Source organism: Mesorhizobium sp. B1-1-5, from assembly GCF_006443065.1.
Taxonomy (GTDB): domain Bacteria; phylum Pseudomonadota; class Alphaproteobacteria; order Rhizobiales; family Rhizobiaceae; genus Mesorhizobium.
Genome location: NZ_VFWS01000083.1, coordinates 1 through 22781, shown reverse-complemented (window position 1 = coordinate 22781; position 22781 = coordinate 1). Strand labels below are relative to the sequence as shown.

The following is a 22781-nucleotide window of genomic DNA, read 5'->3' as shown; positions in this document are numbered from 1 at the left end:
GGTCATGGGTTCGAATCCCATCGCGCTCACCAAAATTTTTAACACCCAAATAGATGCGAGATCCGACCCCACGGGCGCTTCCATGTCCGGGCGATCGAAGCAGCACGTTTGTCTGCGTCTCCGGCAATCGGAACAAAAACTTGCGCGCGGCTGTTTCCCTGTTGAAGGGACCGCAATCTGGGATGCGGATACAGTGGACGTACTGAACTTGGAACTGGCCAGGGCCAGGCAGAGCGTAAAACGCGCGGAGACTTCTCTCAATCACGCAAAGAAAATGCTGGACGAGGACTGTGGTGTGGGGATCAACCTTGTCCTGTGCGACCGCATACGGTCGGAACAGAAGCGCGTAGCAGAAGCCAGAAAGCGGCTGATGAAGATCGCTCGGGCTGCCTTGCCTTGAGGGGGTGACTTTCCCCAAGACAATGCGTGCCGGTCACGGGCAAACTTGTCCCTGGATGGGGTCGTGGTTAAACTCGGCGCCTCCGAGGGAGGCTCCAGGATGGCACTTGACCTTTCGGTAGATGCGCAGGCGCCCAAGGCGGCGACGCCGCCGGGCAGATATCTTTTCGGCCCGGTCGCCGATTTCCTGATGCTCGGCGGCAGCGCGTTTCTGATCCTGCCACTGCTGTTCCTGGTGCCGCACGACTATGAAGGCTCATTGGCCGCGACGATGGTCGTCGTGGCCTATGGGGTAAACTATCCGCATTTCGCCCACTCCTACCAGATCTTCTACCGCAATTTCGGCCGCAAGGCGCGTGGCGAGGGCTACGACAGAGGCCTGCAGCTTCGCTACATTTTCGCCGGCGTCATCGTGCCAGTGGTCATGGCCCTGTTCTTTGCCTATGGCGCGGCGACGTCGAACACGCGGCTGCTCGGCTTCGCGGCCAACGCGATGTTCTTTTTCGTCGGCTGGCACTACGTCAAGCAAGGCTACGGCATGCTGATGGTCGACGCCGTCCTGAAGCGCAAATTCTTCGACAACCGGGACAAGAAGGTGCTGCTCGTCAACAGCTATGCGGTGTGGATCCTGGCCTGGCTGCAGACGAATACAGCCGTGACGCAAGGGCAGTATTACGGCCTTCAATATTACACTTTCGCGGCGCCGTCCTGGATCACCGAAATCGCCGTGCTGGCCGCCGTCGGATCGACGGCGGCCACGCTTTTCATGCTGGTCAACCGCTGGCGAAGGAATGGCGGCGGACTGCCTTACAACGGCATCGTGGCCTATGTCGCCTCGCTCTATCTCTGGATCCTGATCGCCAGGATAAACCCGCTCTGGCTGCTCGTGGTGCCGGCGCTTCACTCGCTGCAATATCTGGCCGTGGTGTGGCGCTATCAGACCAATGTCGAGCGTGACGTCTCGGATGCCGCGCGGGATCCGGAGCCGAAGCTATTATCCGTGCTCGGGCCCCGCTACAGGTTGCGGGTGCTGGGATTCATCATCGGGGGTGGGGCGCTTGGCTATCTCGGCTTCTGGCTGATCCCGTTCGTGCTGACCGCCCTGGTTCCCTACGACAAGCAGGTGCTCGGTTCGTCGCTGTTCTTCTTCATCGTGCTGATCTTCATCAACGTGCACCATTATTTCCTCGACAATGTGATGTGGCGCCGCGGCAATCCGGAAGTGTCCAAATATCTGTTCCGGTAAGGAAATCAGCGTTGCGGGTAAACGCGCCAGGTCACGCAATCAACGACACGTTCCCGCCGGCGTGGCGCTCGAGCCGTCCGGCAAGGTCGAGTTCCAGGAGCACCATCGCAATCTGCGCGGCGCTCAGTCCCGTGTGGCGGATGATCTCGTCTATGCCTGTCGGCGTGGGCCCGAGCGCTTCCAGCACATCGGCGCGGTCGTTTTCGCCTGGCGGCGGCATGGCTGATGTGTCGGGCGCCTCGGCAAGTGGGGCGGTTCTTGGAAGCCGGGTGCCGGCAAGCGGCGCCAGCGCGCCGAGCACGTCGGCGGCTTCGGTGACGAGCGTGACGCCGTCCTTGAGCAGCGCGTTGCAGCCGGCAGCGCGCGGATCGAGCGGCGAGCCCGGCACGGCGAAGACCAGCCGGCCCATTTCGTTGGCGAGGCGCGCGCTGATCAGCGAGCCGGAGCGCTGCGCCGCCTCGACCACCACCAGTCCAAGCGCCATCCCGGCGACAAGTCGGTTGCGGCGCGGGAAATCCTGGGCGCGCGGCTGCCAGCCGAAGGGCATCTCGGAAACGATGGCACCGCCTCGATCGGCGATCTCATCGCAAAGGCCGGCATTTTCAGGCGGGTAGGGCACATCGAGCCCGCCGGCCAGCACACCGACTGTGCCGGTCGAAACGCTGCCTTTGTGCGCGGCCGTGTCGATGCCGCGCGCCAGGCCGGAAACGATGGCGTAACCGTCGCGGCCGAGATCGGCCGCCAGCATGCGCGCCATCTTGATGCCGGCCAGCGAGGCATTGCGAGCGCCGACAATCGCTACCGCCGGCAGACGGAAGACCGCGCCTTCGCCTTTCACCGCAAGCAGCGGCGGCGGGTTGTCCAAGGTCTTCAGCAAGGGCGGATAATCGGCCTCGCCGATGCCGACGAAGCGGCCGCCGGCGCGCCGGGCGGCGTCCAGCTCGGCTTCGGCTTCGGCGATGGAGGGGATGCGGACGATGCGATTGGCGCCGCCGGAGATCATCAGCTCCGGCAGCATTTCAAGCGCGGCTTCGGCCGAGCCGAAGCGGTTGATCAGCTCGCGAAACGACGCCGGGCCGACATTGGGCGTGCGGATCAGGCGAAGCCAGGCAAGCCGCTGCCGATCGCTGAGACGCGGTCCGGCAGCCGGGGCGCTCATTCCTTCGCCCCGATCTTGCCTTCGGTGCCGGCCAGCAGCCGCGAGATGTTGGCGCGGTGCTTAATGAAGACGATCAGGCTCATCAGCGCGAACAGGCTGGCGATCTGCGGCGTGCTGATGAAATAGAGCGCGATCGGCACGACCACCGCGGCCGCCAATGCCGCCAGCGAGGAATAGCGGAACAGGAAGGCCATCGCGAGCCAGACGACGGCGAAGACAAGCATGCCTTGCCAGGCAAGGCCAAGCAGCACGCCGAGATAGGTGGCAACACCCTTGCCGCCCTTGAAGCCGAGCCAGACCGGGAAGAGATGGCCGAGGAAGGCGCCGAAGCCGGCCAACAGTCCGAAGTCCGGCGAAAAATGCCCGGCGATCAGCACCGCGGCCGTGCCTTTCAGCGCATCGAGCAGCAGTGTGGCGGCAGCAAGGCCCTTGTTACCCGTCCTCAGCACATTGGTCGCGCCGATGTTGCCGGAGCCGATCTGGCGGACATCGCCGAGCCCGGCCGCACGGGTGATCAGAAGTCCGAACGGGATCGAGCCGAGCAGATAGCCGAAGACGAGCGCGATCGCATAACCCATTGTTTCCCCCATGTTTCCTGTCGCTTCGGTAGTTCTCTCTATGATTGATTCACTGTGCGCGATGCAACCATGGTTTGCAAGTGCTGGCCCTGCTTGGGCGTGAACTTATCATAATGGTAGAGTCGGGAGGGTTCGCCAAGCAAGTCTACGCCGGGCAGACTCAGCAGGGCTCAAGCGATGCGGGGCTTATGCGGAAAACACCGTGCGGCCCGCGACCATTGTCTGCAGGACCTTGCCCTGCAGGCGCGCGCCCTCGAAACAGGTGTTCTTCGAGCGTGAGCGCAGGCCGCTTTCGCTGACGATCCACGGCGCGTCGAGATCGACGACCGCGAGGTCGGCCGGCGCACCCGGCTTCAGCGTGCCGCCCGGCAGGCCGAACAGTCTGGCCGGCGCCGTGGACAGCGTCTCGATCAGCCTGAGCAACGGCACGTCGCCATTGTGGTAGAGCCGAAGTGCGGCGCCAAGCAGCGTCTCCAGCCCGATGGCGCCGGCGGCGGCGTCGGCGAAGGGCAGGCGCTTGGTATCGACGTCCTGCGGGTCGTGCGAGGAGACGATGATGTCGATCGTGCCGTCCTTGATCGCCTCGATCATCGCCAGCCGGTCGTCCTCGGCGCGCAGGGGCGGGGTCAGCCGGAAGAAGGTGCGGTATTCGCCGACGTCGTTCTCGTTGAGCGACAGATTGTGGATGGCGACCCCGGCCGTGACATTGGCGCCGTCCGTCTTTGCCCGGTCCACCGCGCCGGCTGCCATCGCCGACGAGATTTTTGCCGCGTGATAGGCGCCGCCGGTCAGCCGGGCCAATGCCAGGTCGCATTCGAGCGGGATCAGCTCCGCCTCGCGCGGAATGCCCGACAGGCCGAGCCAGCTCGCATAGAGCCCTTCGTTCATCACGCCGGACGAGGCGAGGTTGTCATCTTGCGTTTCGTGCGCGATGACACCGCCGAAATCGCGGGCGTAGGTCAGCGCCCGGCGCATTACCAGCGCATTGGCGATCGTGTGGCGGCCGTCGGTGTAGGCGACGGCGCCGGCCTCGCGCAGCAGGCCGAACTCGGTCATCTCGCGGCCTTCGAGGCCCTTGGTGATCGCTGCCGCCGGGAAGATGTTGACGCTCGCGGTGTCGCGCGCCGTGCGCAGCACGAATTCGACCAGCGCGACATTGTCGATCACCGGGTCGGTGTCCGGCATCATGACGATGGAGGTGACGCCGCCCGCCGCCGCGGCGACGCTCGCCGAGGCGATGGTCTCGCGATGCTCGCCGCCTGGTTCGCCGATGAAGACGCGCGCGTCGACAAGGCCTGGAATGATCGTCTTGCCGGCGCAGTCGACGACGGTGGCGCCTTCCGGCACGCCCTGGTTCAATGCGGCCTTTCCGGCCGCGACGATTCTGCGGCCGTCGACGATGACGCTGCCGATCTCGTCGACGCCGCGCGAGGGATCGACGATATGCGCCTTGCTGAAGACGGTCACGCTCATGCGCCGCGCCCTTCATGGTTGCGGCGCGGATCAAGCAGCGCCTCCATGACCGCCATGCGCACGGCGACGCCCATCTCGACCTGTTCCTGGATGACGCTTTGCGGTCCGTCGGCGATCTCGGAGGCGATCTCGACGCCACGGTTCATCGGGCCGGGATGCATGACCAGCGCGTCGTCCTTGGCGGCTTTCAGCTTTTCGGCATCAAGGCCGAAATAGCGGAAATATTCGCGGACCGACGGCACGAAGGCGCCTTCCATGCGCTCGCGCTGCAGGCGCAGCATCATGACCACGTCGGCGTCCTTGAGGCCTTCGGCCATCGAGCGCGACACGATCACGCCCATCCTGTCGATGCCGGAGGGCAGCAATGTCGAGGGCGCGACGACGCGCACCTGCGCGCCGAGCGCGTTCAGAAGCATGATGTTGGAGCGGGCGACGCGCGAATGCAGGATGTCGCCGCAGATCGCCACGATCAGCTTCGACAGCGGCCCCTTGGCGCGGCGGATGGTCAGCGCATCGAGCAGCGCCTGCGTGGGATGCTCATGCGCGCCGTCGCCGGCATTGACCACCGAGCAGCCGACCTTTTGGGCGAGCAGGGCCGCCGCGCCCGCCGATTGGTGGCGGATGATCAGGATGTCGGGGCGCATGGCGTTGAGGGTCATCGCCGTATCGATCAGCGTCTCGCCCTTCTTCACCGAGGAGCTTGCCACCGACATGTTCATGACATCGGCGCCGAGGCGCTTTCCGGCGAGCTCGAAGGACGATTGCGTGCGGGTCGATGCCTCGTAGAACAGGTTGATTTGGGTGCGGCCGCGCAGCGTCGAGGTCTTCTTTTCCGATTGCCGCGAGATCGCCACCGCCTGGTCGGCCCGATCAAGCAACAGCTCGATATCGGCGGGGGAAAGATCGCGGATGCCCAGAAGATGGCGGTGGGGGAAGAGCGGCAGGGACGAAGCGTCGGTCATCTCAAGGCGCTGCTATAGGATGCGGTCCGGCCTGCCGCAAGCGTCAGCTTTGGATTGCGGGCGTTCTCCCCGGTATTTTCGTCGCGCGCCTTCCGTGGCTTGGGCTATAAGGCCCAGTGGCTTCGGATTCGCGACCGCGGGCTCGGAAATGGTAAGAACCTCTCGGCCAACTGAAGGATTGGGCAACTGAAGGATTGGGCGTGACCGACGAGGTGATCAACCAGCCGCCGCCGTTGGCCGGCGGCAATGCATGGCGGGGCGATCCGTTGCTCATCCAGCTAGCCGAGCGTTTTTCCGACCCCGTGCGCAAGGATCTCGACGGGCTTGGCCGGTTCGTGATGACGCAGGAAGCGCAGGAGCTTGCCCGCCTCGCCAACACCGACACGCCGAAATTGCGGACGCATGACCGCCAGGGCCGTCGCCTCGACCTGGTCGAATATCATCCGGCCTATCATGCCTTGATGCGCCGGGCGATCGCCGGCGGCCTGCATTCTTCGGTATGGGAAAACGGCGATGCCGAGATCGGCCGCCGCCATCAGGTGAGGGCGGCACGCTTCTACCTCACCGCCGAGCTCGAGACCGGGCATCTTTGCCCCATCACCATGACCAGCGCCTCGCTGGCGGCCTTGATGGCAAGCCCGAAACTTTTCCGCGAATGGGCGCCGCGCGTGACGACGCGCAAATACGACCAGGCGCAGAAGCCGCCGGTGCAAAAGACCGGGCTGACGCTCGGCATGGGCATGACCGAGAAGCAGGGCGGCACCGATGTGCGCGCCAACACCACCAGGGCGGAGCGCACCGGCAGTGGTTTTTATCGGTTAACCGGTCACAAATGGTTCATGTCGGCACCGATGTCGGATGCCTTCCTGGTGCTCGGGCAGGTTCCGGAGGGGCTGTCCTGCTTCCTCGTGCCGCGCATCCTGGGCGACGGTTCCGGCAACGGCTTCCGCTTCCAGCGGCTGAAGGACAAGCTCGGCAATCGCTCGAACGCCTCGTCGGAGGTGGAGTTCGTCAACGCGATTGGCGAGATGGTCGGCGACCCGGGCGCAGGCGTGAAGACGATCATGGACATGGTGACGCTGACCAGGCTCGACTGCGCGGTCGCTTCGTCGGCGCTGATGCGGGCGGGCCTCGCAGAGGCTGTCCATCACACGCGCCATCGCCAGGTGTTCGGCTCCAACCTGATCGACCAGCCGCTGATGCAGCGGGTTCTGGCCGACATGGCGCTCGACGTCGCCGCGGCCACGGCGCTGTCGTTCCGGCTGGCGCGTTCTTTCGACGAGGCGGCAAGCGATCGCGGCGAGGCGGCCTTTGCCCGCGCCATGACGCCTGTCGTCAAATACTGGGTCTGCAAGATCGCGCCGCAGCTGCTTTACGAGGCGATGGAATGCCTTGGCGGCAACGGCTATGTCGAGGAAGCGCCGCTTGCCCGCTACTACCGGGAGGCGCCGGTCAACGCGATCTGGGAGGGCTCTGGCAATGTCATGGCGCTCGACGTGCTGCGCGTGCTCGGCCGCGCGCCCGGCCTGTTCGAGGAGGTGCTGACGGGCATCGACCGCGATCTCGGCACCGGCGGGCGCGGCACCATCGGCGTGCTGAAGGCGGCCATGCAGGTCGCCGCGACTGACCAGGGCTCGGCGCGCCTGCTCACCGAACAGCTGGCGCTTTCGGCCGCGGCGGCGGAGCTGCGCAGGCTGGGGGCAGGGCGGATCGCCGACGCCTTCGTCGAAACGCGTCTCGGCGGCCAGTGGCGCACCACCTACGGCATGCTCGATTCGCGCCACGACGCGCGCATGATCATCGACACGCTCTATCCGCCGGTGACCTGATCCGGCTCTAAAATCTCTAAATCAAGAGATTGAGCATCACGTCATCCGAAAACCGCTTCACGCTTTTTCGGCTCATACCGTAGAGCGCATCGTGCCGAAACGGATTTGGGCGACGCGCTTAAGTCGTTGTTGTGATGCATGTCGTTGTCCCAGAACCCGCTGCGCACTTCCGGGCGACATGCATTAACGGCAGATTGCCGATCTGTGGATAGCTGTTAACCTTAACAAATGGTTTCCGTTGCGGCGAACCGTTGCAAAGCCCACTCTCCACTTTGCTGGAGTAGGGAAGGGTTAACCATGACCTCCCCGAACTCCGCCAGCGGGAAACGTATGCGGCACGTGTTGAGCTCAGTTCTGGCCTTGCATTGGGCGGTGGTTTTCGCCCTGCTTGCCTATGTCTGCATGGACGGCAGCCGCGGCATAGCGACTGCTCTTGGCGTGCTTGGCCTCTCCGTCCGGGGCAACCGGTTTCCGCAGTTTGAAAATGCGGCCGTGGTCGCGCCGCTTTCGATCGCGTTGCTGATCGTCGCGGTGTTGTTCTGCTGGGCCTTCGTCGAAACGCTGCTGAACGCGGCGGCAAGGCCGGACGCGGGCGAGAGCGTGGCCCGGATCGCCTTCATCTCGGCATCTTTCCTGCTTTCGCTGATCCTCATCGGCGGCGTGGCGCAAGGCATAGACGGCCTGTTCATGATCGTCGCCATCCAGATGACGGCGCTGCTTGCTTCCTACATCGCCGTGCTGGCTGAACGCCGCTCCACCTTCGCCGCAATGAATCTGCCCGAGGGCGACATTCGCGCCGCCTCGCGCATGGCGATGGGCGCCGCGCACAGCTCGCTCCTTTCCCGCATATCCGGCCGCCCGGAAAACAAGCCTGGAGGCAGGCGCTGATGCGCACGATATTCACGCTCTGGGCTGCTCCGATGGCCATCTTTTGGGGATGGTTCTTCCTGTCGGCCAACGACATGAATTTCGGCTATGCGATGCTGAGCCGACAGGTGCACGATTTCGCTTTCCAGCTCTACGGCCAGATGCTCGGCATCGATCCGGCTATCATCCCGGGCATGGTAGCGCGGACCTGCGTTTTCGACTTTTTCCTGCTCATGGGGCTTTGGGCCTTCCGGCGCCGGCGCAACATCGCCGAATGGATCAGGCAGCGCCGGCACGGCGAAATCAGCCCCGATCGGCTCGGCCCAGCGACTGAAGCCGGTCCAAGGCTCCCTGCAGAATAAAGGCGGCGGCCGCCGAATCGATCTTGCCGGCGCGCTTCTTGCGCGAGAAATCCATCTCGATCAGTGTCCGCTCGGCCGCGACCGTCGACAGCCGCTCGTCCCACAGCACGAAGGGCAGGTCGCAGACCTGCGCCATGTTGCGGACAAAGGCGCGGGATTTTTGCGCTCGGGGTCCTTCCGAGCCGTCCATGTTGACCGGAAGGCCGAGCACGAAGGCGCCGACATTGTCCTTGTCGAGCTGAGCGAGCAATTGGGCGGCATCCAGCGAAAATTTCCTGCGCAGGATGACCGGGCGCGGATGGGCGAAGGACAGCCCGCGATCGGAAACCGCCACGCCGATCGTCTTGTCGCCGAGATCGAGCCCGGCGAGCGTCTTGCCGCCGGCAAGCCGCGCCGGCAGTTCCTCGATTGAAATAATGCCCAACGGCTTTTCCTGATATCCAGGCGTCACATCCTTTTGACGTTTAAGAGGAGGGCGCCACTTTCAATTTGCGACTAGCGTTCTATCTTCCGGCAACGGAGAAATCGAGGAAAGCGTTCATGAAACTGACCTGGTACGGGCATTCGGCATTCCGCGTCGAGACCAAGGACGCCACCATTCTCATCGATCCCTATCTGGTCGGCAATCCGTCCTGGACGGGCGGCTGGGAAGGACCGGCGGAAGGCGTGACCCACGTGCTCCTGACCCACGGCCATAACGACCATGTCAGCGGCGCGGTCGAAGTGCTGAAGAAAAGCGGCGCCATGCTGGTCGCCAATTTCGAGATCTGCATGTACCTCGTCGGCCAGGGCGTCAGCGGCGACAAGATCAATCCGGGCAATATCGGCGGCACCGTCGATTGCGGCCCTTTCACCACAACCTTCGTCCAGGCGCTGCACTCGTCCTCCTTCGGCGGCGAAGGCGGCGCCAACACCTATCTCGGCAATCCGGGCGGGCTTGTCCTGCACTTTCCTGAGGACAAGACGCTCTACCATATGGGCGACACCGACATCTTCTCCGACATGGGGCTGATCAACGAGCTGCACGAACCGAAGATCGGCATCGTGCCGATCGGCGACCGTTTCACCATGGGCGGCGCCGTGGCGGCCCTTGCCTGCCGCCGCTTCTTCGGCTTCGATACGGTCGTTCCCTGCCATTTCGGCACCTTCTCGATGATCGACCAGACCGCCGACAAGTTCGTCGCCGGCATGGAAGGCTCGGGCGTAAACGTGGCGTTGCCGGACATCGGCAAGGCGATCACGATCTAGGTTTCTCTGCGTCGGAAGAGCTCTGCTGCCAAGCCAGGAGAGATACGCTGCACACAGGCCGGCAAACCGTGGCAGCCATTATCGCTGCGAGGGCGTGGCATTGCCGCGTAAGCTCCCCGGGGAGCAACCGCGTGGCGATCGAACCGGCATGATCCGTGTTGCGCGCTGGGCGCCGCGCCGCTATAGCCCGAACTGGTTTTCCCGAGGCGATAGAACATGTCCGTTGATCTTCAGACCGTGAAGCGCGTCGCGCACCTTGCCCGCATAGCGGTGAGCGAGGAGGACGCCGAGCGCATGACCGGCGAATTGAACGCCATCCTCGGCTTCGTCGAGCAATTGAACGAGGTCGATGTTTCGGGCGTCGAGCCGATGACCTCGGTCACGCCGATGGAGATGAAGAAGCGCCAGGATGCCGTCACCGACGGCAACAAGGCCGCCGACATCGTCGCCAACGCGCCGGCGACGGAAGAGAATTTCTTCCTCGTTCCGAAGGTGGTGGAGTAGAGCGTGGCTGTCGAGATCGCCGTCGAGACGCCTTTGCAGGACGACGTGCGCGCGCTGGTCGCCGAACTCAACGCCGCGCTGCTCGAACTGACGCCGCCCGAGCACTGCTACCATCTCACCGTCGAGCAGATGGCCGACGAGGATACGACGGTGTTCATCGCCCGCGACAACGGCCTTGCCGTCGGCTGCGGCGCGCTCAAGCGCCATGACGATGCGGTCGGCGAGATCAAGCGTATGTACACGCGGCCTTCGCATCGCGGCCGCAAGATCGGCGCCGAGATCGTCGCACGTGTCGAGGCGCTTGCCCGGCAGGAAGGGCTGAAGCGCCTGGTCCTCGAAACCGGCGATCGGCACCCCGCCGCCTGGACCGTCTATGAGCGCGCCGGATTCTCGCGTTGCGGACCGGTGCTGGATTATCCCGATTCCGAATGGTCGGCGTTTTACGAAAAGAGCCTTGCCTGATGAGCGATCTCACCCTTCTCACCATTTCCGAGGCCCGCGCCAAGCTGCGCGGCAAGGAGATCACCGCGGCCGAGATCACCGAGGCCTATCTCGCGGCGATCGATCGCGCCAATCCGGTGCTCAATGCCTATGTGACTGTGACCGCCGACAAGGCGCGCGACATGGCCAAGGCTTCCGATGCCCGGCTCGCCACGGGCGAGGGCGGCGCGCTGGAAGGCATTCCGCTCGGCATCAAGGACCTGTTCGCCACCGAAGGCATCCACACCCAGGCCTGTAGCCACGTGCTGGACGGCTTCAAGCCGCATTACGAGTCGACCGTTACGAGCAATCTGTGGGCCGACGGCGCCGTCATGCTCGGCAAGCTCAACATGGACGAGTTCGCCATGGGCTCGTCCAACGAGACCTCCTATTACGGCCCGGTGATCAATCCGTGGCGACGCTCGCGTGTCGATACGGTCGTCATGCCGACGACGCATCAGGGCGATGGCGGCTTTGTGTCCGCCGGCGGCACGAAGACGGCGCGGACCTTGGACAATGCCCAGCTGGTGCCGGGCGGCTCGTCGGGCGGGTCGGCTTCGTCGGTGGCGGCCTTTCTTTGCGCCGGCGCCACCGCCACCGATACCGGCGGCTCGATCCGCCAGCCAGCCGCCTTGACCGGCACGGTCGGCATCAAACCGACTTACGGGCGCTGCTCGCGCTGGGGCATCGTCGCCTTCGCTTCCTCCCTCGATCAGGCCGGCCCCATCGCGCGCGATGTGCGCGACGCCGCCATCCTGCTGAAGTCGATGGCCTCCGTCGATCCGAAGGACACGACTTCGGTCGACCGTCCGGTGCCGGACTATGAGGCGGCGATCGGCAAGCCGATCAAGGGCATGAAGGTCGGCATTCCGAAGGAGTATCGTGTCGACGGCATGCCGGAAGACATCGAGGCGCTCTGGCAGAAAGGCATCGCCTGGCTGAAGGACGCCGGCGCGGAAATCGTCGACATCTCCCTGCCGCACACCAAATATGCCTTGCCGGCCTACTATATCGTGGCTCCTGCCGAGGCTTCGTCGAATCTCGCCCGCTATGACGGCGTGCGCTACGGCCTGCGCATGCCCGGCAAGGATATCGTCGACATGTATGAGAAGACCCGCGCCGCCGGTTTCGGCCGCGAGGTCAAGCGGCGCATCATGATCGGCACCTATGTGCTGTCGGCGGGCTATTACGACGCCTATTATCTGCAGGCGCAGAAGGTGCGCACGCTGATCAAGCGCGACTTCGAGAACGTCTTTGCCGCCGGCGTCGACGTCATCCTGACGCCCGCGACGCCGTCGGCCGCCTTCGGCATCGCCGACGAGGACATGGCCTCCGATCCGGTCAAGATGTATCTCAACGACATCTTCACCGTGACGGTGAACATGGCCGGCCTTCCCGGCATTTCGGTGCCGGCCGGCCTCGACGGCAAAGGCCTGCCGCTCGGCCTGCAGCTGATCGGCCGCCCCTTCGACGAGGAGACGCTGTTCCAGACGGCCAACGTCATCGAGCAGGCGGCGGGCAGGTTCCAGCCGGAGAAGTGGTGGTAGCGGCGCCCCTCATCTGAAAAAGGGGCGATGCATGTTCTACTATCTTTCCAAGATTCTCTGGTTCTTCATCCAACCGATCAACCTGGCGATCTTCCTGTTGCTCGCCGGCCTGCTGGCAGCGCTGTTTGGGCGCCGGCGGCTGGCGGCCGCGGGTAGCGTGCTCGGCGTCACGATCCTGGTCCTTTCGGCCTGGACGTCGGTCGGCGCGATGATGCTCAATCCGCTCGAACAACGCTTTCCCAAGCCGCCATTGCCCGAGAAGGTCGACGGCATCGTCGTGCTCGGCGGCGGCTTCGAGGGCGCCATCAATCTGGCGCGCGGCGGTTACGAGCTGAACAGCAGCGGCGACCGCATGGTGGAGACAGCGATCCTTGCGAGGCGCTTTCCGCAAGCGAAGATCGTCGTATCGGGCGGCAACGGCTCGCTTTTTCTCGACGGCGAGGGCGATGCCGACACGGCGCCGCGGCTGCTCGGCGCTTTAGGCATTTCCGCCGATCGCCTGATCCTAGAGAATAAATCCCGCAACACTTACGAGAATGCGGTGTTCTCGCGAAAACTGATCGAGCCGAAGCCGGGTGAGACCTGGCTGTTGGTAACCTCGGCTTTCCACATGCCGCGCGCCAAGGCGCTGTTCGACAAGGCGGGTTTTGCGACCATTCCGTGGCCGGTCGACTATCGCACCTCGGGCAGGGAAGGCGTCGGCCTCTACCGCGACAATCCGGTCGATTCGGTGCAGGCGACCACCATCGCAGTGCGCGAGTGGATCGGGCTTTTCGCCTACAGGCTGTCCGGCAAGATCGATCAGCTCTTTCCCGGGCCGGGCGGCTGACCGAGCACGGCTTGCCGCGCCGCCGAGAAGAACTGGCGGCGCACCAGCACGGCCAGAAGCACCAGCGTCGATATCACGAAGATGACCGGGTCGACGAACCAGCCGAGATAGCCGATCGAGAAGAAGACGGCGCGCAGTCCGGAGTTGAAGTGCTTGCCGGCAAGCACGTTCATGCGCGTCGCCCGCCACACCGCCGTTTCGCTGACCGGGTTGCGCGAAGCCAGGCCATGCGGGGTCGGCACGGCGCCGATCAGGATCGAGCAATAGTTGAACAGGCGATAGGCCCAGCCGAATTTGAAGAAGGCGAAGGCCAGGACAAGCACCAGGCCGAACACCTTGGTCTGGAAGGCTTCGCGCGACGGAGCCGCGCCGAAGGGCAGGCCGGCCAGAACCTCAAGCACGCGGTCTGAGGCGCCGAGCAGGGCAAAGCAGCCGCCGAGCGCGATCAGTGAAGAGGAAGCGAAGAAGGCGGTGCCTTGCTGCAGGCCGCCCATGATGGCGGTATCGACGATGCGGATCTCGTGCTCGGCCATGTTGCGCATCCAGGCCTCGCGTTGGGCGTTCATCGCCGTGGTCAGCGACATGCGACGGACCAGCTTGCCGTCCGAGGCGAGCGTGTGCGCAACCCAGACGACCAGGAAGAAAGCCAGTGCCGCCAGATCGGCCGCCGAAAGATGGAGTGAGTCGCCCATCCATTGCTTTTAACACAAGGGGTGCCGGCACTTCGACAGGCGGCAAGCGATGTCGCTGGCGGAGCAAACAAGGTCGGCAGTCGCCGGGCCGCGCCATGCAAAACAGCGGAAACATCCCGGGAATTCCTATATGTATGCTTTGAGCGGTCCTCAGGAGACAACGCCCCAGTGTTCCTTTCGGTTTTCGACCTGTTCAAGATCGGCATCGGCCCATCGAGCTCGCACACGATGGGGCCGATGACGGCCGCGCGCCGCTTCCTCGACGAGATCCTGGCCGGCGACTGGCCCCGGCCCGCCGGCGTCAAGGTCGACCGCATCGGCGCCAGCCTGCACGGCTCGCTTGCCTATACCGGCATCGGCCACGGCTCGGACCGCGCCGTGATCCTCGGCCTGGCAGGCCAGACGCCGCAAACAGTCGATCCGGACGAAGCCGACGGCATCGTCGCCCGCATCGGCGCCGAGAAGCGCATTTCGCCGCCAGGGCACCCGGCATATCGCTTCGATCCCGCCAGGGACCTCGTGCTCGACCGCAAGACGCCGCTGGCCGGCCATGCCAACGGTATGGCCTTCTATGCCTATGACGCGTCCGACCGGCTGCTGCTCAAGCGCATCTACTATTCGATCGGCGGCGGTTTCGTCGTGTCCGAGGAAGAGCTGCAGCGCATGAAGGCCAAGGGCTCGGTGACGACCGAAGGCAAGAACGTGCCGTACCCCTTCAAGAACGCCGTCGAGATGCTGGCCATGGCGGCCAAGAGCGGGCTTTCGATCGCCGAGATGAAGCGCGCCAACGAGGAGATGCATATGTCGCGCGAGGAACTCGACGAAGGCCTGGACGCGATCTGGGGCGCGATGAAGGGTTGCATCGATCGCGGCTTGTCGCAGGACGGCATCATGCCGGGCGGGTTGAAGGTGCGCCGCCGCGCGCGGCAGCTGCACGACAAATTGCAGGAACAATGGCAGCAGAACAGGCCAAATCCCTTGCTCGCCAATGACTGGCTGTCGATCTACGCCATGGCTGTCAACGAGGAGAACGCCGCCGGCGGTCGCGTGGTGACGGCGCCGACCAATGGCGCCGCCGGCACGCTGCCGGCAGTGCTGCGCTACTGGTTGCATTTCCATCCCGAAGCCGACCAGCCGAGCATCCGCGACTTCCTGCTGACGGCCGCCGCCGTCGGCGGCATCATCAAATCCAACGCCTCGATCTCGGGCGCCGAAGTCGGTTGCCAGGGCGAGGTGGGTTCCGCTTCAGCGATGGCCGCCGCCGGGCTTTGCGCCGTCATGGGCGGCACGCCCGAGCAGGTGGAGAACGCCGCCGAGATCGCGCTCGAGCATCATCTCGGCATGACATGCGATCCGGTCGGCGGCCTTGTGCAGGTGCCCTGCATCGAGCGTAATGCGCTTGGCGCGGTGAAGGCAGTGACGGCGGCTTCCTTGGCCATCAAGGGCGACGGCACGCATTTCGTGCCGCTCGACGCCGCGATCGAGACCATGCGCCAGACCGGCCTCGACATGAACGAGAAATACAAGGAAACCAGCCTCGGCGGCCTCGCGGTCAATGTGGTGGAGTGCTGAACAGGGCTTCGCAGCCAAGATCTCCTTCCCCGCGTCTCGAAGCTCGAGATTGGTCAAGGCGCTCCGAATGTCGTCATCCTCGGATCTGCGCGCGTCGCTTCGCTCCTTGCTCCGCCCGTGGATGACAGGCGATGGATGTTTCGGCTGACCTCGAAGGCCGAACTACCAGCGCAGCCATCATCCGGTCCGTCACCTTCTATGCTAAGAAACCATCAGAAAATGGCTGGAGAGTCACGGAGTTAGAACATGAAGAACATCATCGAGATCGACGGCCATAAGGCTACGATGGCATTCGATCCTGAAATCGGGATGTTGAGAGGCGAGTTTCTCGGACTTGCTGGCGGCGCCGACTTCTATGCGCAGGATGTCGAGCAGCTCTATGTCGAAGGGGCGAAATCTTTGGCGATCTTCCATGAAATTTGCAGGGAGAAAGGCCTCGAGACGGCGATGCAAGCCTCTTGAGCCGACAGCCTTTCTTGCCTGTGCAAAACCGCTCGAGGCGTTGAACCCCCGCTACGCCGTCGCTAGATTGCGACCATGCTCAATCTGCTAAAACTGTGCGTCGGTTGCGACAGCGTCGAGGATCTCGAAGAGTGGATCGCCTTCCGCCTCGACGAGCGGCGCCGTGCCGGCGAGCCGGCCGAGCACTGGCACACCACCCGCATGGTGCCGACGCGCGGCGATGAGATCACCGATGGCGGCTCGCTCTATTGGGTAATCAAGGGCAGCGTGCAGTGCCGGCAACTGATCACCGAGATCCGGCCCTTCGTCGACGGCGAGGGCATCGGCCGTTGTCATCTCATGCTCGATCCTGAGGTGGTGCGCACCGACTGGCAGCCGCGCCGCGCCTTCCAGGGCTGGCGCTATCTGAAGCCCGCCGACGCACCGGCCGATCTCGGCAAGGGCAGGGCGGCACTCGCCGAAATGCCGCCCAAGCTGAGGCTCGAACTCGCCGAACTCGGCCTGCTGTAGCGCCGCGCCGGCCGGCAAGCCCGCCGCTGGCCCTTCGGCTCGTTCGATGTGGGACTTGCAAGCGCCGGACCTTGGTCCCATCCTATTTGTTATGCTCGGTCATCCGTATGGCGGTGCTACCCGATGGGTGTGATCCTCGCTTTGGCAGCGGTGCTTGTGGTGCTTTTCGGTGCCGCCATGCTCTTTGTGCGTGCTGATCCCGCAAGGATGGCCGACAGTCTGAGATCGCTTGGACCGGCTTTTCTGGGCCTTGTCGGGGCGCCGATGCTGATCTTTGGCCGCAGCCTTATCGGTGGACTGCTTTTGCTCGCGGCGCTGGCCTGGGTCGGCTGGATACGCACGAGACGGCCTCCGGCGCGCGCCGCCGCGTCCAAACATTCGACGGTGCGCACCGCCGCGCTCGAAATGGACCTCGACCACGACAGCGGCAAGCTCGAGGGGCTTGTCCTGGCCGGGCGTTATGAAGGCAAGATGCTTGGGGCCCTGGGGCTAACGGACCTGCGCCAGCTTCATGGCGAGCTCAGCCCGGATATGGAGAGCCGCCAGCTCCTAGAGACGTATCTTGACGGCCGTTTTCCCGTCTGGCGCAAGGACGCGCAGCCGCACGGTGGCGAAGGGCTGGGTGTTGCGCCAGGTGCGGGCTCCATGACTAAGGAGGAGGCCTACAAGGTCCTTGGTCTTGAAGCGGGGGCTGCCGCGGCGGATATCCGCAAGGCGCACCGCCGCCTGATGCAGCGCCTGAACGCCGATGTCGGCGGCACGTCTGTCCTGGCGGCGCGGATCAATGAAGCCAAGGACGTCCTGCTCTCCAATCACGATTAGTCTCCTTCGACGCGGGTACTTTCCCGGAGATTTCAACAGCCGCCTATTGCTCGACGGCGTAGCACGAGATTTTCTTGCGCTTCAGGGCGTCGCAGGCCTTCCAGGCGGCGTCCTTCGAGCCGAAGCCACTGAAACGGGCGCGGTAGTAGGTGGTGCCGTCCTTGTCGAAAGCGACCGTGAAGCCCGATGCGTCCGCCAAGACCCTCGGCGCCTGCTTGCTCGTCTTTTCGAGCAGCGCCTGGGCTCCGGTTTTCGTCGGCGACGATGCAACCTGAACGACCCAGCCGGAGGGCACCGACGATGTCTTGACCGGATCGATCGCCGGTGCTGCGGGCGCCGGGTCGGCATAGGCGGTGACAACCTGGGCCGAGGCTTCCTCGGTTTTGGCGGGCGGCGCCATCGCGGCCACGGCAACCGTCTTCACCTTCTTGATCTGGATCACCGGTTTCGTCTCTTCGGCGACCTGTTGGCTGTCGTCCTGGGCATCATCGTCGGCTGAGGCGGCGACAGCGTCATCCGTAGCCGGCTTGGCGTCCGGAGTCGGCGCGTCATGCTTGGGCAAAAGGACCTTGGCCAAGGTCTTGATCGGATTGTCGTTGCCCTTGGCGATGAGATCGCCGCCGCCGCGCGTCGAGGCGCGCGGCAGATAGGTGTTGATAAGCGCAGCCATCTGGTTGTCGCGGCTGCGGCCGGAAGCGCCACCCATCACCACCGCGACGAGGCGGCGGTCGCCATCGGCAACGGAGGAGACGAGGTTGTAGCCTGAAGCGCGGGTGTAGCCGGTCTTGATGCCGTCGACGCCCCTGATGCGGCCGAGCAGACGGTTGTGGCCGTTGATGCGCTGACGCCCGTAGAGAAACGAGCGCTGCGAGAAATAGCCGTAATATTGCGGATAATGCTCGCGCAGCGCGATGCCCAGCATCGCCATGTCGTGAGCCGTGGTGAACTGGCCCGGGTCGGGCAGGCCATTGGCGTTGCGGAAGACGGTGCCGTTCATGCCGAGCTGGCGCGCCTTGGCCGTCATCATGCGGGCGAAATTGTCCTCGCTGCCGCCAAGCATCTCGCCGAGCGCGGTCGCCGAGTCATTGGCGGATTTCGTCACGATCGACAGAATCGCGGTCTCGACCGGAACCGAGCCGCCGGCGCGCACGCCGAGCTTGGTCGGCGCCTCGGCGGCGGCATGAGCGGAAAACGGAACCGGGGTGTTCTTGCTGATCCTGCCCTTCGCCAGTGCTTCGAAGGTGAGGTAGAGGGTCATCATCTTGGTAAGCGAGGCGGGATAGCGCCGGCCATTGGCGTCAGCGGAGTAGAGCACCTTGCCGGTCTTGGCGTCCACGACGATGGCCGAGGATCTCGCTGCCATTGCCGACGCCACGTCGGCGACGACAACCGTCATCGCGAGCGCGGCGATCATGATTGCCTTGAGGGAGAAAGATTTGGAGACCAGCCCCGACAACGCCTGACGCACCGTTACTTACCCTGAATTTTCGTTGCCCCGGAGGCGGCAAAGGGAGTGCCGGCCTCACTTCCGGCCAAGCTATCGCGCCCAGCGTTACCAATCCGTTTATGGTAACCGCCGCGTTCACCATTTTTCGGCAAATCGAGCTTCTCTTTAATCGAATTTTACCGGCCGCCGGCGCTAGACCCCCTGCATGCCAAGGGATTCTTGACTTTTGTGCATCGCACAATATATTGAGGTGCATTGCACAAGGGCGCCCGGGGCAAAAAGGGCGTTTCAACCAAAGGGAAGTATGAAATGACCCAGACCTATGAGGACTTCACGAAATACGGCAAGGAATTCGCCGACACCGGGCTGAAGAGCTTCGCCTCACTCACCAAGGGCGCGCAAGCGATCGCCACCGAAGCCGGCGAATACACCAAGAAGAGCTTCGAAGCCGGCACCGCCGCCTTCGAGAAGCTGTTCGCGGCCAAGTCCGTCGAGAAGGCCGTCGAGATCCAGACCGATTACGCCAAGCAGAGCTATGAGAGCTTCGTGGCCGAGGCCAGCAAGATCGGCAATCTCTATGCCGAGCTCGCCAAGGAAGCGTACAAGCCCTTCGAATCGGTGGTCGCCAAGGCGAAGTAATTTCGCCCGATCACACCGGACACGGCCAGCGGGCCAATCAAAAGCACCCGGTCGCGGAAACGCGGCCGGGTTTTTTCATGCGCGATCGCAACCTGACGCACCTTGCCGCATTCACGATTGAGAAATTCGCTGAGGTTTGCCCACCTAGCCATATTGTCAGCTAAACAGAAGGGCTTAAAATCGTCCATCGAGAACCTACATGTTGAACTCGCATGAGGATTCGAAAAGGCTGGACTACGTGACGATCGGTTTGACTGCCACGGCAGGCGTGGTGCGAATGCAAAGTGACGGAGACCGCAACGATCCCGGTCGCGGCACCGCTGTCATCACGCGCACCAAAACCAAGACCAAGAAGCCCAGTCTCTACCGGGTCCTCATTCTGAACGACGACTACACCCCGATGGAGTTCGTCGTTCACGTCCTGGAGCGTTTTTTCCAAAAGGACCGCGAAGCCGCCACACGCATCATGCTTCATGTTCACAATCATGGAGTGGGCGAGTGCGGTATCTACACATTCGAGGTGGCCGAGACCAAAGTGTCCCAGGTCATGGATTTCGCCCGACAGAATCAGCATCCGCTGCAATGCGTGATGGAGAAGAAGTGAGGTAACATGCCGGCTTTCTCCCAAGGCCTGGAAAAGGCGCTACATCAGGCGCTGACATTCGCCAACGAGCGGCATCATGAGTATGCAACGCTCGAACATTTGCTGCTCGCCCTGATCGACGACACCGAGGCGGCCGCCGTCATGCGCGCTTGCAACGTCGATCTCGACGAGCTCAAGCATACGGTTCTCACCTATATCGACACCGAGCTCGACAACCTCGTCACCGGCTACGACGAGGATTCGAAGCCGACGGCAGGTTTCCAGCGCGTCATTCAGCGCGCCGTGATCCATGTGCAATCGTCCGGCCGCGAGGAAGTGTCCGGCGCCAATGTGCTCGTCGCCATCTTCGCCGAGCGCGAGAGCCACGCTGCCTATTTCCTGCAGGAACAGCAGATGACCCGCTACGACGCGGTCAATTACATCTCGCATGGCATTGCCAAGCGCCCGGGCGCTTCGGAATCGCGCACGCCGCGCGGCGCCGAGGACGAGCAGGGCGGCCAGAACGGCGCCGAGCCGCAGGAAGAGGGTGGCAAGAAGAAGCAGCAGGACGCGCTGACGGCCTACTGCGTCAACCTCAACAACAAGGCGCGGGCCGGCAAGATCGATCCGCTGATCGGCCGCGACAGCGAGATCAACCGCACCATCCAGGTGCTGTGCCGCCGTTCCAAGAACAACCCGCTTTATGTCGGTGATCCGGGCGTCGGCAAGACGGCGATCGCCGAAGGCCTCGCCAAGCGCATCGTCGAAGGCGATGTGCCGGAAGTGCTGCAGGACGCCACCATCTTCGCGCTCGACATGGGCACGCTGTTGGCCGGCACCCGCTATCGCGGCGACTTCGAGGAGCGGCTGAAGCAGGTCGTCAAGGAGCTCGAGGACTATCCGGGCGCGGTGCTGTTCATCGACGAGATCCACACGGTGATCGGGGCCGGCGCCACCTCGGGCGGCGCCATGGATGCATCGAACCTTCTGAAGCCGGCGCTGTCGTCCGGCGCCATCCGCTGCATCGGCTCGACCACCTACAAGGAATTCCGCCAGTTCTTCGAGAAGGACCGCGCGCTGGTGCGGCGCTTCCAGAAGATCGACGTCAACGAGCCGACCATCGAAGACGCCATCGAGATCATGAAGGGCCTGAAGCCCTATTTCGAGGAGTTCCACAAGGTCCGCTACACGAGCGAGGCGATCAAGGCCTCGGTCGAGCTGTCGGCGCGCTACATCAACGACCGCAAGCTGCCGGACAAGGCGATCGACGTGATCGACGAAACCGGCGCCTCGCAGATGCTGGTGCCGGAAGCCAAGCGCAAGAAGACGATCGGCATCAAGGAGATCGAGGCGACGATCGCCACCATGGCACGCATCCCGCCGAAGACGGTCTCGGCAGATGATGAGAAGGTGCTGCAGGGGCTCGATATCGAGCTGAAGCGCGTGGTCTACGGCCAGGATACGGCCATCACCGCGCTGACCTCGGCGATCAAGCTGGCGCGCGCCGGACTGCGCGAACCGGAGAAGCCGATCGGCTCCTACCTGTTCTCTGGGCCAACCGGCGTCGGCAAGACCGAAGTGGCGAAGCAGCTTGCCGCCTCGCTCGGCGTCGAGCTGATCCGCTTCGACATGTCGGAATACATGGAACGCCACACCGTCTCGCGGCTGATCGGCGCGCCTCCCGGCTATGTCGGCTTCGACCAGGGCGGCCTGCTCACCGACGGCGTCGACCAGCATCCGCATTGCGTGCTGTTGCTCGACGAGGTCGAGAAGGCGCATCCGGACCTGTTCAACATCCTGTTGCAGGTGATGGACCACGGCAAGCTGACGGACCACAACGGCAAGCAGATCGACTTCCGCAACGTGATCCTGATCATGACCACCAATGCTGGCGCCTCGGACGCGCAGCGCGCGGCAATCGGCTTCGGCTCGACCAAGCGCGAGGGCGACGACGTCGAGGCGATCAACCGGCTGTTCACGCCGGAGTTCCGCAACCGCCTGGACGCGATCATCCCGTTCGGTTCGCTGCCGGTGCCGGTCATCCATCAGGTGGTGCAGAAGTTCGTCATGCAGCTCGAGGCCCAGCTCTCCGAACGCGGCGTCACCTTCGACCTGTCGCCAGACGCGATCGCCTGGCTGGCCGACAAGGGCTATGACGAGCGCATGGGCGCGCGTCCGCTCGGCCGCGTCATCCAGGAGCACATCAAGAAGCCCCTGGCCGACGAGGTGCTGTTCGGCAAGCTCAAGAAGGGCGGCACGGTGCGCGTCACCGTCGAGAAGAAGGAAACCGGCGAGTCCGGCCTGAAGCTCGAATCGCTCGCCGACGAGTCGCCCGTGCAGCCGAAGAAGGAAGAGCCGGAAGACTCGCCGAAGCCGAAGAAGGCGGTGGCCAAGAAGCCGGCGCCCAAGAAGGCCGTGGCGCAGAAGCCGGAGCCGAAGGGCAAGGACGGCAACAAACGCAGCCTTGTGCCGCAACTGCCGCGCAAGGGCTGATCGGCCTTCATGTGAAATGCAAAAGAGCCCCGGCATGGGGCTCTTTTCTTTTGAGCGGTCAGCGCGCAGTCGCCGGGT

The 22781-nt window shown here is 64.0% G+C and carries 24 protein-coding genes; 17 read left to right on the top strand and 7 right to left on the bottom strand.

What is annotated here, in order from left to right; genetic code table 11:
* Both FJ980_RS35455 and FJ980_RS21420 read left to right on the top strand, forming a co-directional pair.
* Positions 1-400: hypothetical protein (locus FJ980_RS35455; protein ID WP_246676493.1), on the top strand; the 400-nt coding region annotated here is incomplete at its 5' end.
* A gap of 99 nt (positions 401-499) precedes the next feature.
* Positions 500-1645, top strand: coding sequence for a hypothetical protein (locus FJ980_RS21420; RefSeq protein ID WP_140545773.1), 1146 nt, complete (start codon positions 500-502; stop codon positions 1643-1645).
* A gap of 31 nt (positions 1646-1676) precedes the next feature.
* Here FJ980_RS21420 and dprA read toward each other — a convergent pair whose 3' ends face one another.
* The 4 genes from dprA to FJ980_RS21400 all read right to left on the bottom strand — a co-directional run bounded on the left by dprA (position 1677) and on the right by FJ980_RS21400 (position 5817).
* A complete protein-coding gene (gene dprA / locus FJ980_RS21415; RefSeq protein WP_140545772.1) occupies positions 1677-2804 on the bottom strand; it encodes a DNA-processing protein DprA in 1128 nt (375 codons plus the stop codon).
* Positions 2801-3382 carry a glycerol-3-phosphate 1-O-acyltransferase PlsY gene (gene plsY, locus FJ980_RS21410; RefSeq protein WP_140545771.1) on the bottom strand — a complete coding sequence of 194 codons (582 nt, stop codon included), beginning with the start codon at positions 3380-3382 and terminating at the stop codon, positions 2801-2803. The genes dprA and plsY overlap by 4 nt, the downstream gene beginning before the upstream one ends.
* Positions 3383-3568: 186 nt before the next feature.
* Positions 3569-4855 carry a dihydroorotase gene (locus FJ980_RS21405; protein WP_140545770.1) on the bottom strand — a complete coding sequence of 429 codons (1287 nt, stop codon included), beginning with the start codon at positions 4853-4855 and terminating at the stop codon, positions 3569-3571.
* Positions 4852-5817 carry an aspartate carbamoyltransferase catalytic subunit gene (locus tag FJ980_RS21400; RefSeq protein WP_140545769.1) on the bottom strand — a complete coding sequence of 322 codons (966 nt, stop codon included), beginning with the start codon at positions 5815-5817 and terminating at the stop codon, positions 4852-4854. The genes FJ980_RS21405 and FJ980_RS21400 overlap by 4 nt, the downstream gene beginning before the upstream one ends.
* A gap of 200 nt (positions 5818-6017) precedes the next feature.
* Here FJ980_RS21400 and FJ980_RS21395 point away from each other — a divergent pair, with 200 nt between their 5' ends.
* The 3 genes from FJ980_RS21395 (at position 6018) to FJ980_RS21385 (ending at position 8875) form a co-directional block, all read left to right on the top strand.
* On the top strand, positions 6018-7646 hold the full coding sequence (locus tag FJ980_RS21395) for a DNA alkylation response protein (RefSeq protein WP_140545768.1): 1629 nt from the start codon (positions 6018-6020) through the stop codon (positions 7644-7646).
* A gap of 330 nt (positions 7647-7976) precedes the next feature.
* Positions 7977-8534, top strand: coding sequence for a hypothetical protein (locus FJ980_RS21390; protein ID WP_140545775.1), 558 nt, complete (start codon positions 7977-7979; stop codon positions 8532-8534).
* Positions 8534-8875 carry a DUF6105 family protein gene (locus tag FJ980_RS21385; protein WP_140545767.1) on the top strand — a complete coding sequence of 114 codons (342 nt, stop codon included), beginning with the start codon at positions 8534-8536 and terminating at the stop codon, positions 8873-8875. Before FJ980_RS21390 ends, FJ980_RS21385 begins: the two co-directional genes overlap by 1 nt.
* On the opposite strand, the gene ruvX is transcribed toward FJ980_RS21385, so the two are convergent.
* Positions 8817-9299, bottom strand: coding sequence for a Holliday junction resolvase RuvX (gene ruvX, locus FJ980_RS21380; protein WP_140545766.1), 483 nt, complete (start codon positions 9297-9299; stop codon positions 8817-8819). The genes FJ980_RS21385 and ruvX overlap by 59 nt on opposite strands.
* 116 nt (positions 9300-9415) lie before the next feature.
* On the opposite strand from ruvX, the gene FJ980_RS21375 reads away from it, so the two are divergent.
* The 5 genes from FJ980_RS21375 to FJ980_RS21355 all read left to right on the top strand — a co-directional run bounded on the left by FJ980_RS21375 (position 9416) and on the right by FJ980_RS21355 (position 13483).
* The gene (locus tag FJ980_RS21375) at positions 9416-10123 is read left to right on the top strand and encodes a metal-dependent hydrolase (RefSeq protein ID WP_140545765.1); all 708 of its coding nucleotides are present in this window, start codon (positions 9416-9418) and stop codon (positions 10121-10123) included.
* Between the two features lie 216 nt (positions 10124-10339).
* Entirely contained in the window at positions 10340-10627 is a 288-nt protein-coding gene (gene gatC / locus FJ980_RS21370; protein ID WP_140545764.1) for an Asp-tRNA(Asn)/Glu-tRNA(Gln) amidotransferase subunit GatC, read from the top strand.
* Positions 10628-10630: 3 nt separating this feature from the next.
* Positions 10631-11089: a GNAT family N-acetyltransferase gene (locus FJ980_RS21365; protein WP_140545763.1), complete on the top strand. Its 459-nt coding sequence runs from the start codon at positions 10631-10633 to the stop codon at positions 11087-11089.
* A complete protein-coding gene (locus tag FJ980_RS21360; protein ID WP_140545762.1) occupies positions 11089-12654 on the top strand; it encodes an amidase family protein in 1566 nt (521 codons plus the stop codon). Before FJ980_RS21365 ends, FJ980_RS21360 begins: the two co-directional genes overlap by 1 nt.
* A gap of 31 nt (positions 12655-12685) precedes the next feature.
* The gene (locus FJ980_RS21355; protein ID WP_140545761.1) at positions 12686-13483 is read left to right on the top strand and encodes a YdcF family protein; all 798 of its coding nucleotides are present in this window, start codon (positions 12686-12688) and stop codon (positions 13481-13483) included.
* Here FJ980_RS21355 and FJ980_RS21350 read toward each other — a convergent pair.
* Positions 13456-14175, bottom strand: coding sequence for a DUF599 domain-containing protein (locus FJ980_RS21350; protein WP_140545760.1), 720 nt, complete (start codon positions 14173-14175; stop codon positions 13456-13458). The two genes, FJ980_RS21355 and FJ980_RS21350, sit on opposite strands and share 28 nt — an antisense overlap.
* 168 nt (positions 14176-14343) lie before the next feature.
* Here FJ980_RS21350 and FJ980_RS21345 point away from each other — a divergent pair, with 168 nt between their 5' ends.
* The 4 genes from FJ980_RS21345 to FJ980_RS21330 all read left to right on the top strand — a co-directional run bounded on the left by FJ980_RS21345 (position 14344) and on the right by FJ980_RS21330 (position 17541).
* Entirely contained in the window at positions 14344-15747 is a 1404-nt protein-coding gene (locus FJ980_RS21345; RefSeq protein WP_140545759.1) for an L-serine ammonia-lyase, read from the top strand.
* A 246-nt stretch (positions 15748-15993) separates the two neighbouring features.
* Positions 15994-16209 (top strand): type II toxin-antitoxin system HicB family antitoxin, encoded by a 216-nt coding sequence (locus tag FJ980_RS35450; protein WP_140545758.1) that lies wholly within the window; start codon positions 15994-15996, stop codon positions 16207-16209.
* 75 nt (positions 16210-16284) lie between these two features.
* The gene (locus FJ980_RS21335) at positions 16285-16719 is read left to right on the top strand and encodes a DUF1489 family protein (protein ID WP_140545757.1); all 435 of its coding nucleotides are present in this window, start codon (positions 16285-16287) and stop codon (positions 16717-16719) included.
* A 123-nt stretch (positions 16720-16842) separates the two neighbouring features.
* On the top strand, positions 16843-17541 hold the full coding sequence (locus FJ980_RS21330) for a molecular chaperone DnaJ (RefSeq protein ID WP_140545756.1): 699 nt from the start codon (positions 16843-16845) through the stop codon (positions 17539-17541).
* Between the two features lie 43 nt (positions 17542-17584).
* Here the strand turns inward: FJ980_RS21330 and FJ980_RS21325 are convergent, their stop codons facing one another.
* Positions 17585-19009 carry a D-alanyl-D-alanine carboxypeptidase gene (locus tag FJ980_RS21325; RefSeq protein ID WP_140545755.1) on the bottom strand — a complete coding sequence of 475 codons (1425 nt, stop codon included), beginning with the start codon at positions 19007-19009 and terminating at the stop codon, positions 17585-17587.
* Positions 19010-19297: 288 nt separating this feature from the next.
* Between FJ980_RS21325 and FJ980_RS21320 the strand changes: the two genes are divergently transcribed.
* The 3 genes from FJ980_RS21320 to clpA all read left to right on the top strand — a co-directional run bounded on the left by FJ980_RS21320 (position 19298) and on the right by clpA (position 22703).
* Positions 19298-19627: a phasin family protein gene (locus FJ980_RS21320; protein WP_140545754.1), complete on the top strand. Its 330-nt coding sequence runs from the start codon at positions 19298-19300 to the stop codon at positions 19625-19627.
* Between the two features lie 277 nt (positions 19628-19904).
* Complete coding sequence (gene clpS / locus FJ980_RS21315) at positions 19905-20231, top strand: ATP-dependent Clp protease adapter ClpS (protein ID WP_036258315.1); 327 nt, start codon at positions 19905-19907, stop codon at positions 20229-20231.
* Between the two features lie 6 nt (positions 20232-20237).
* Positions 20238-22703, top strand: a complete 2466-nt coding sequence (gene clpA / locus FJ980_RS21310; RefSeq protein ID WP_095765347.1) for an ATP-dependent Clp protease ATP-binding subunit ClpA — start codon at positions 20238-20240, stop codon at positions 22701-22703.
* Positions 22704-22781: the final 78 nt, after the last annotated feature.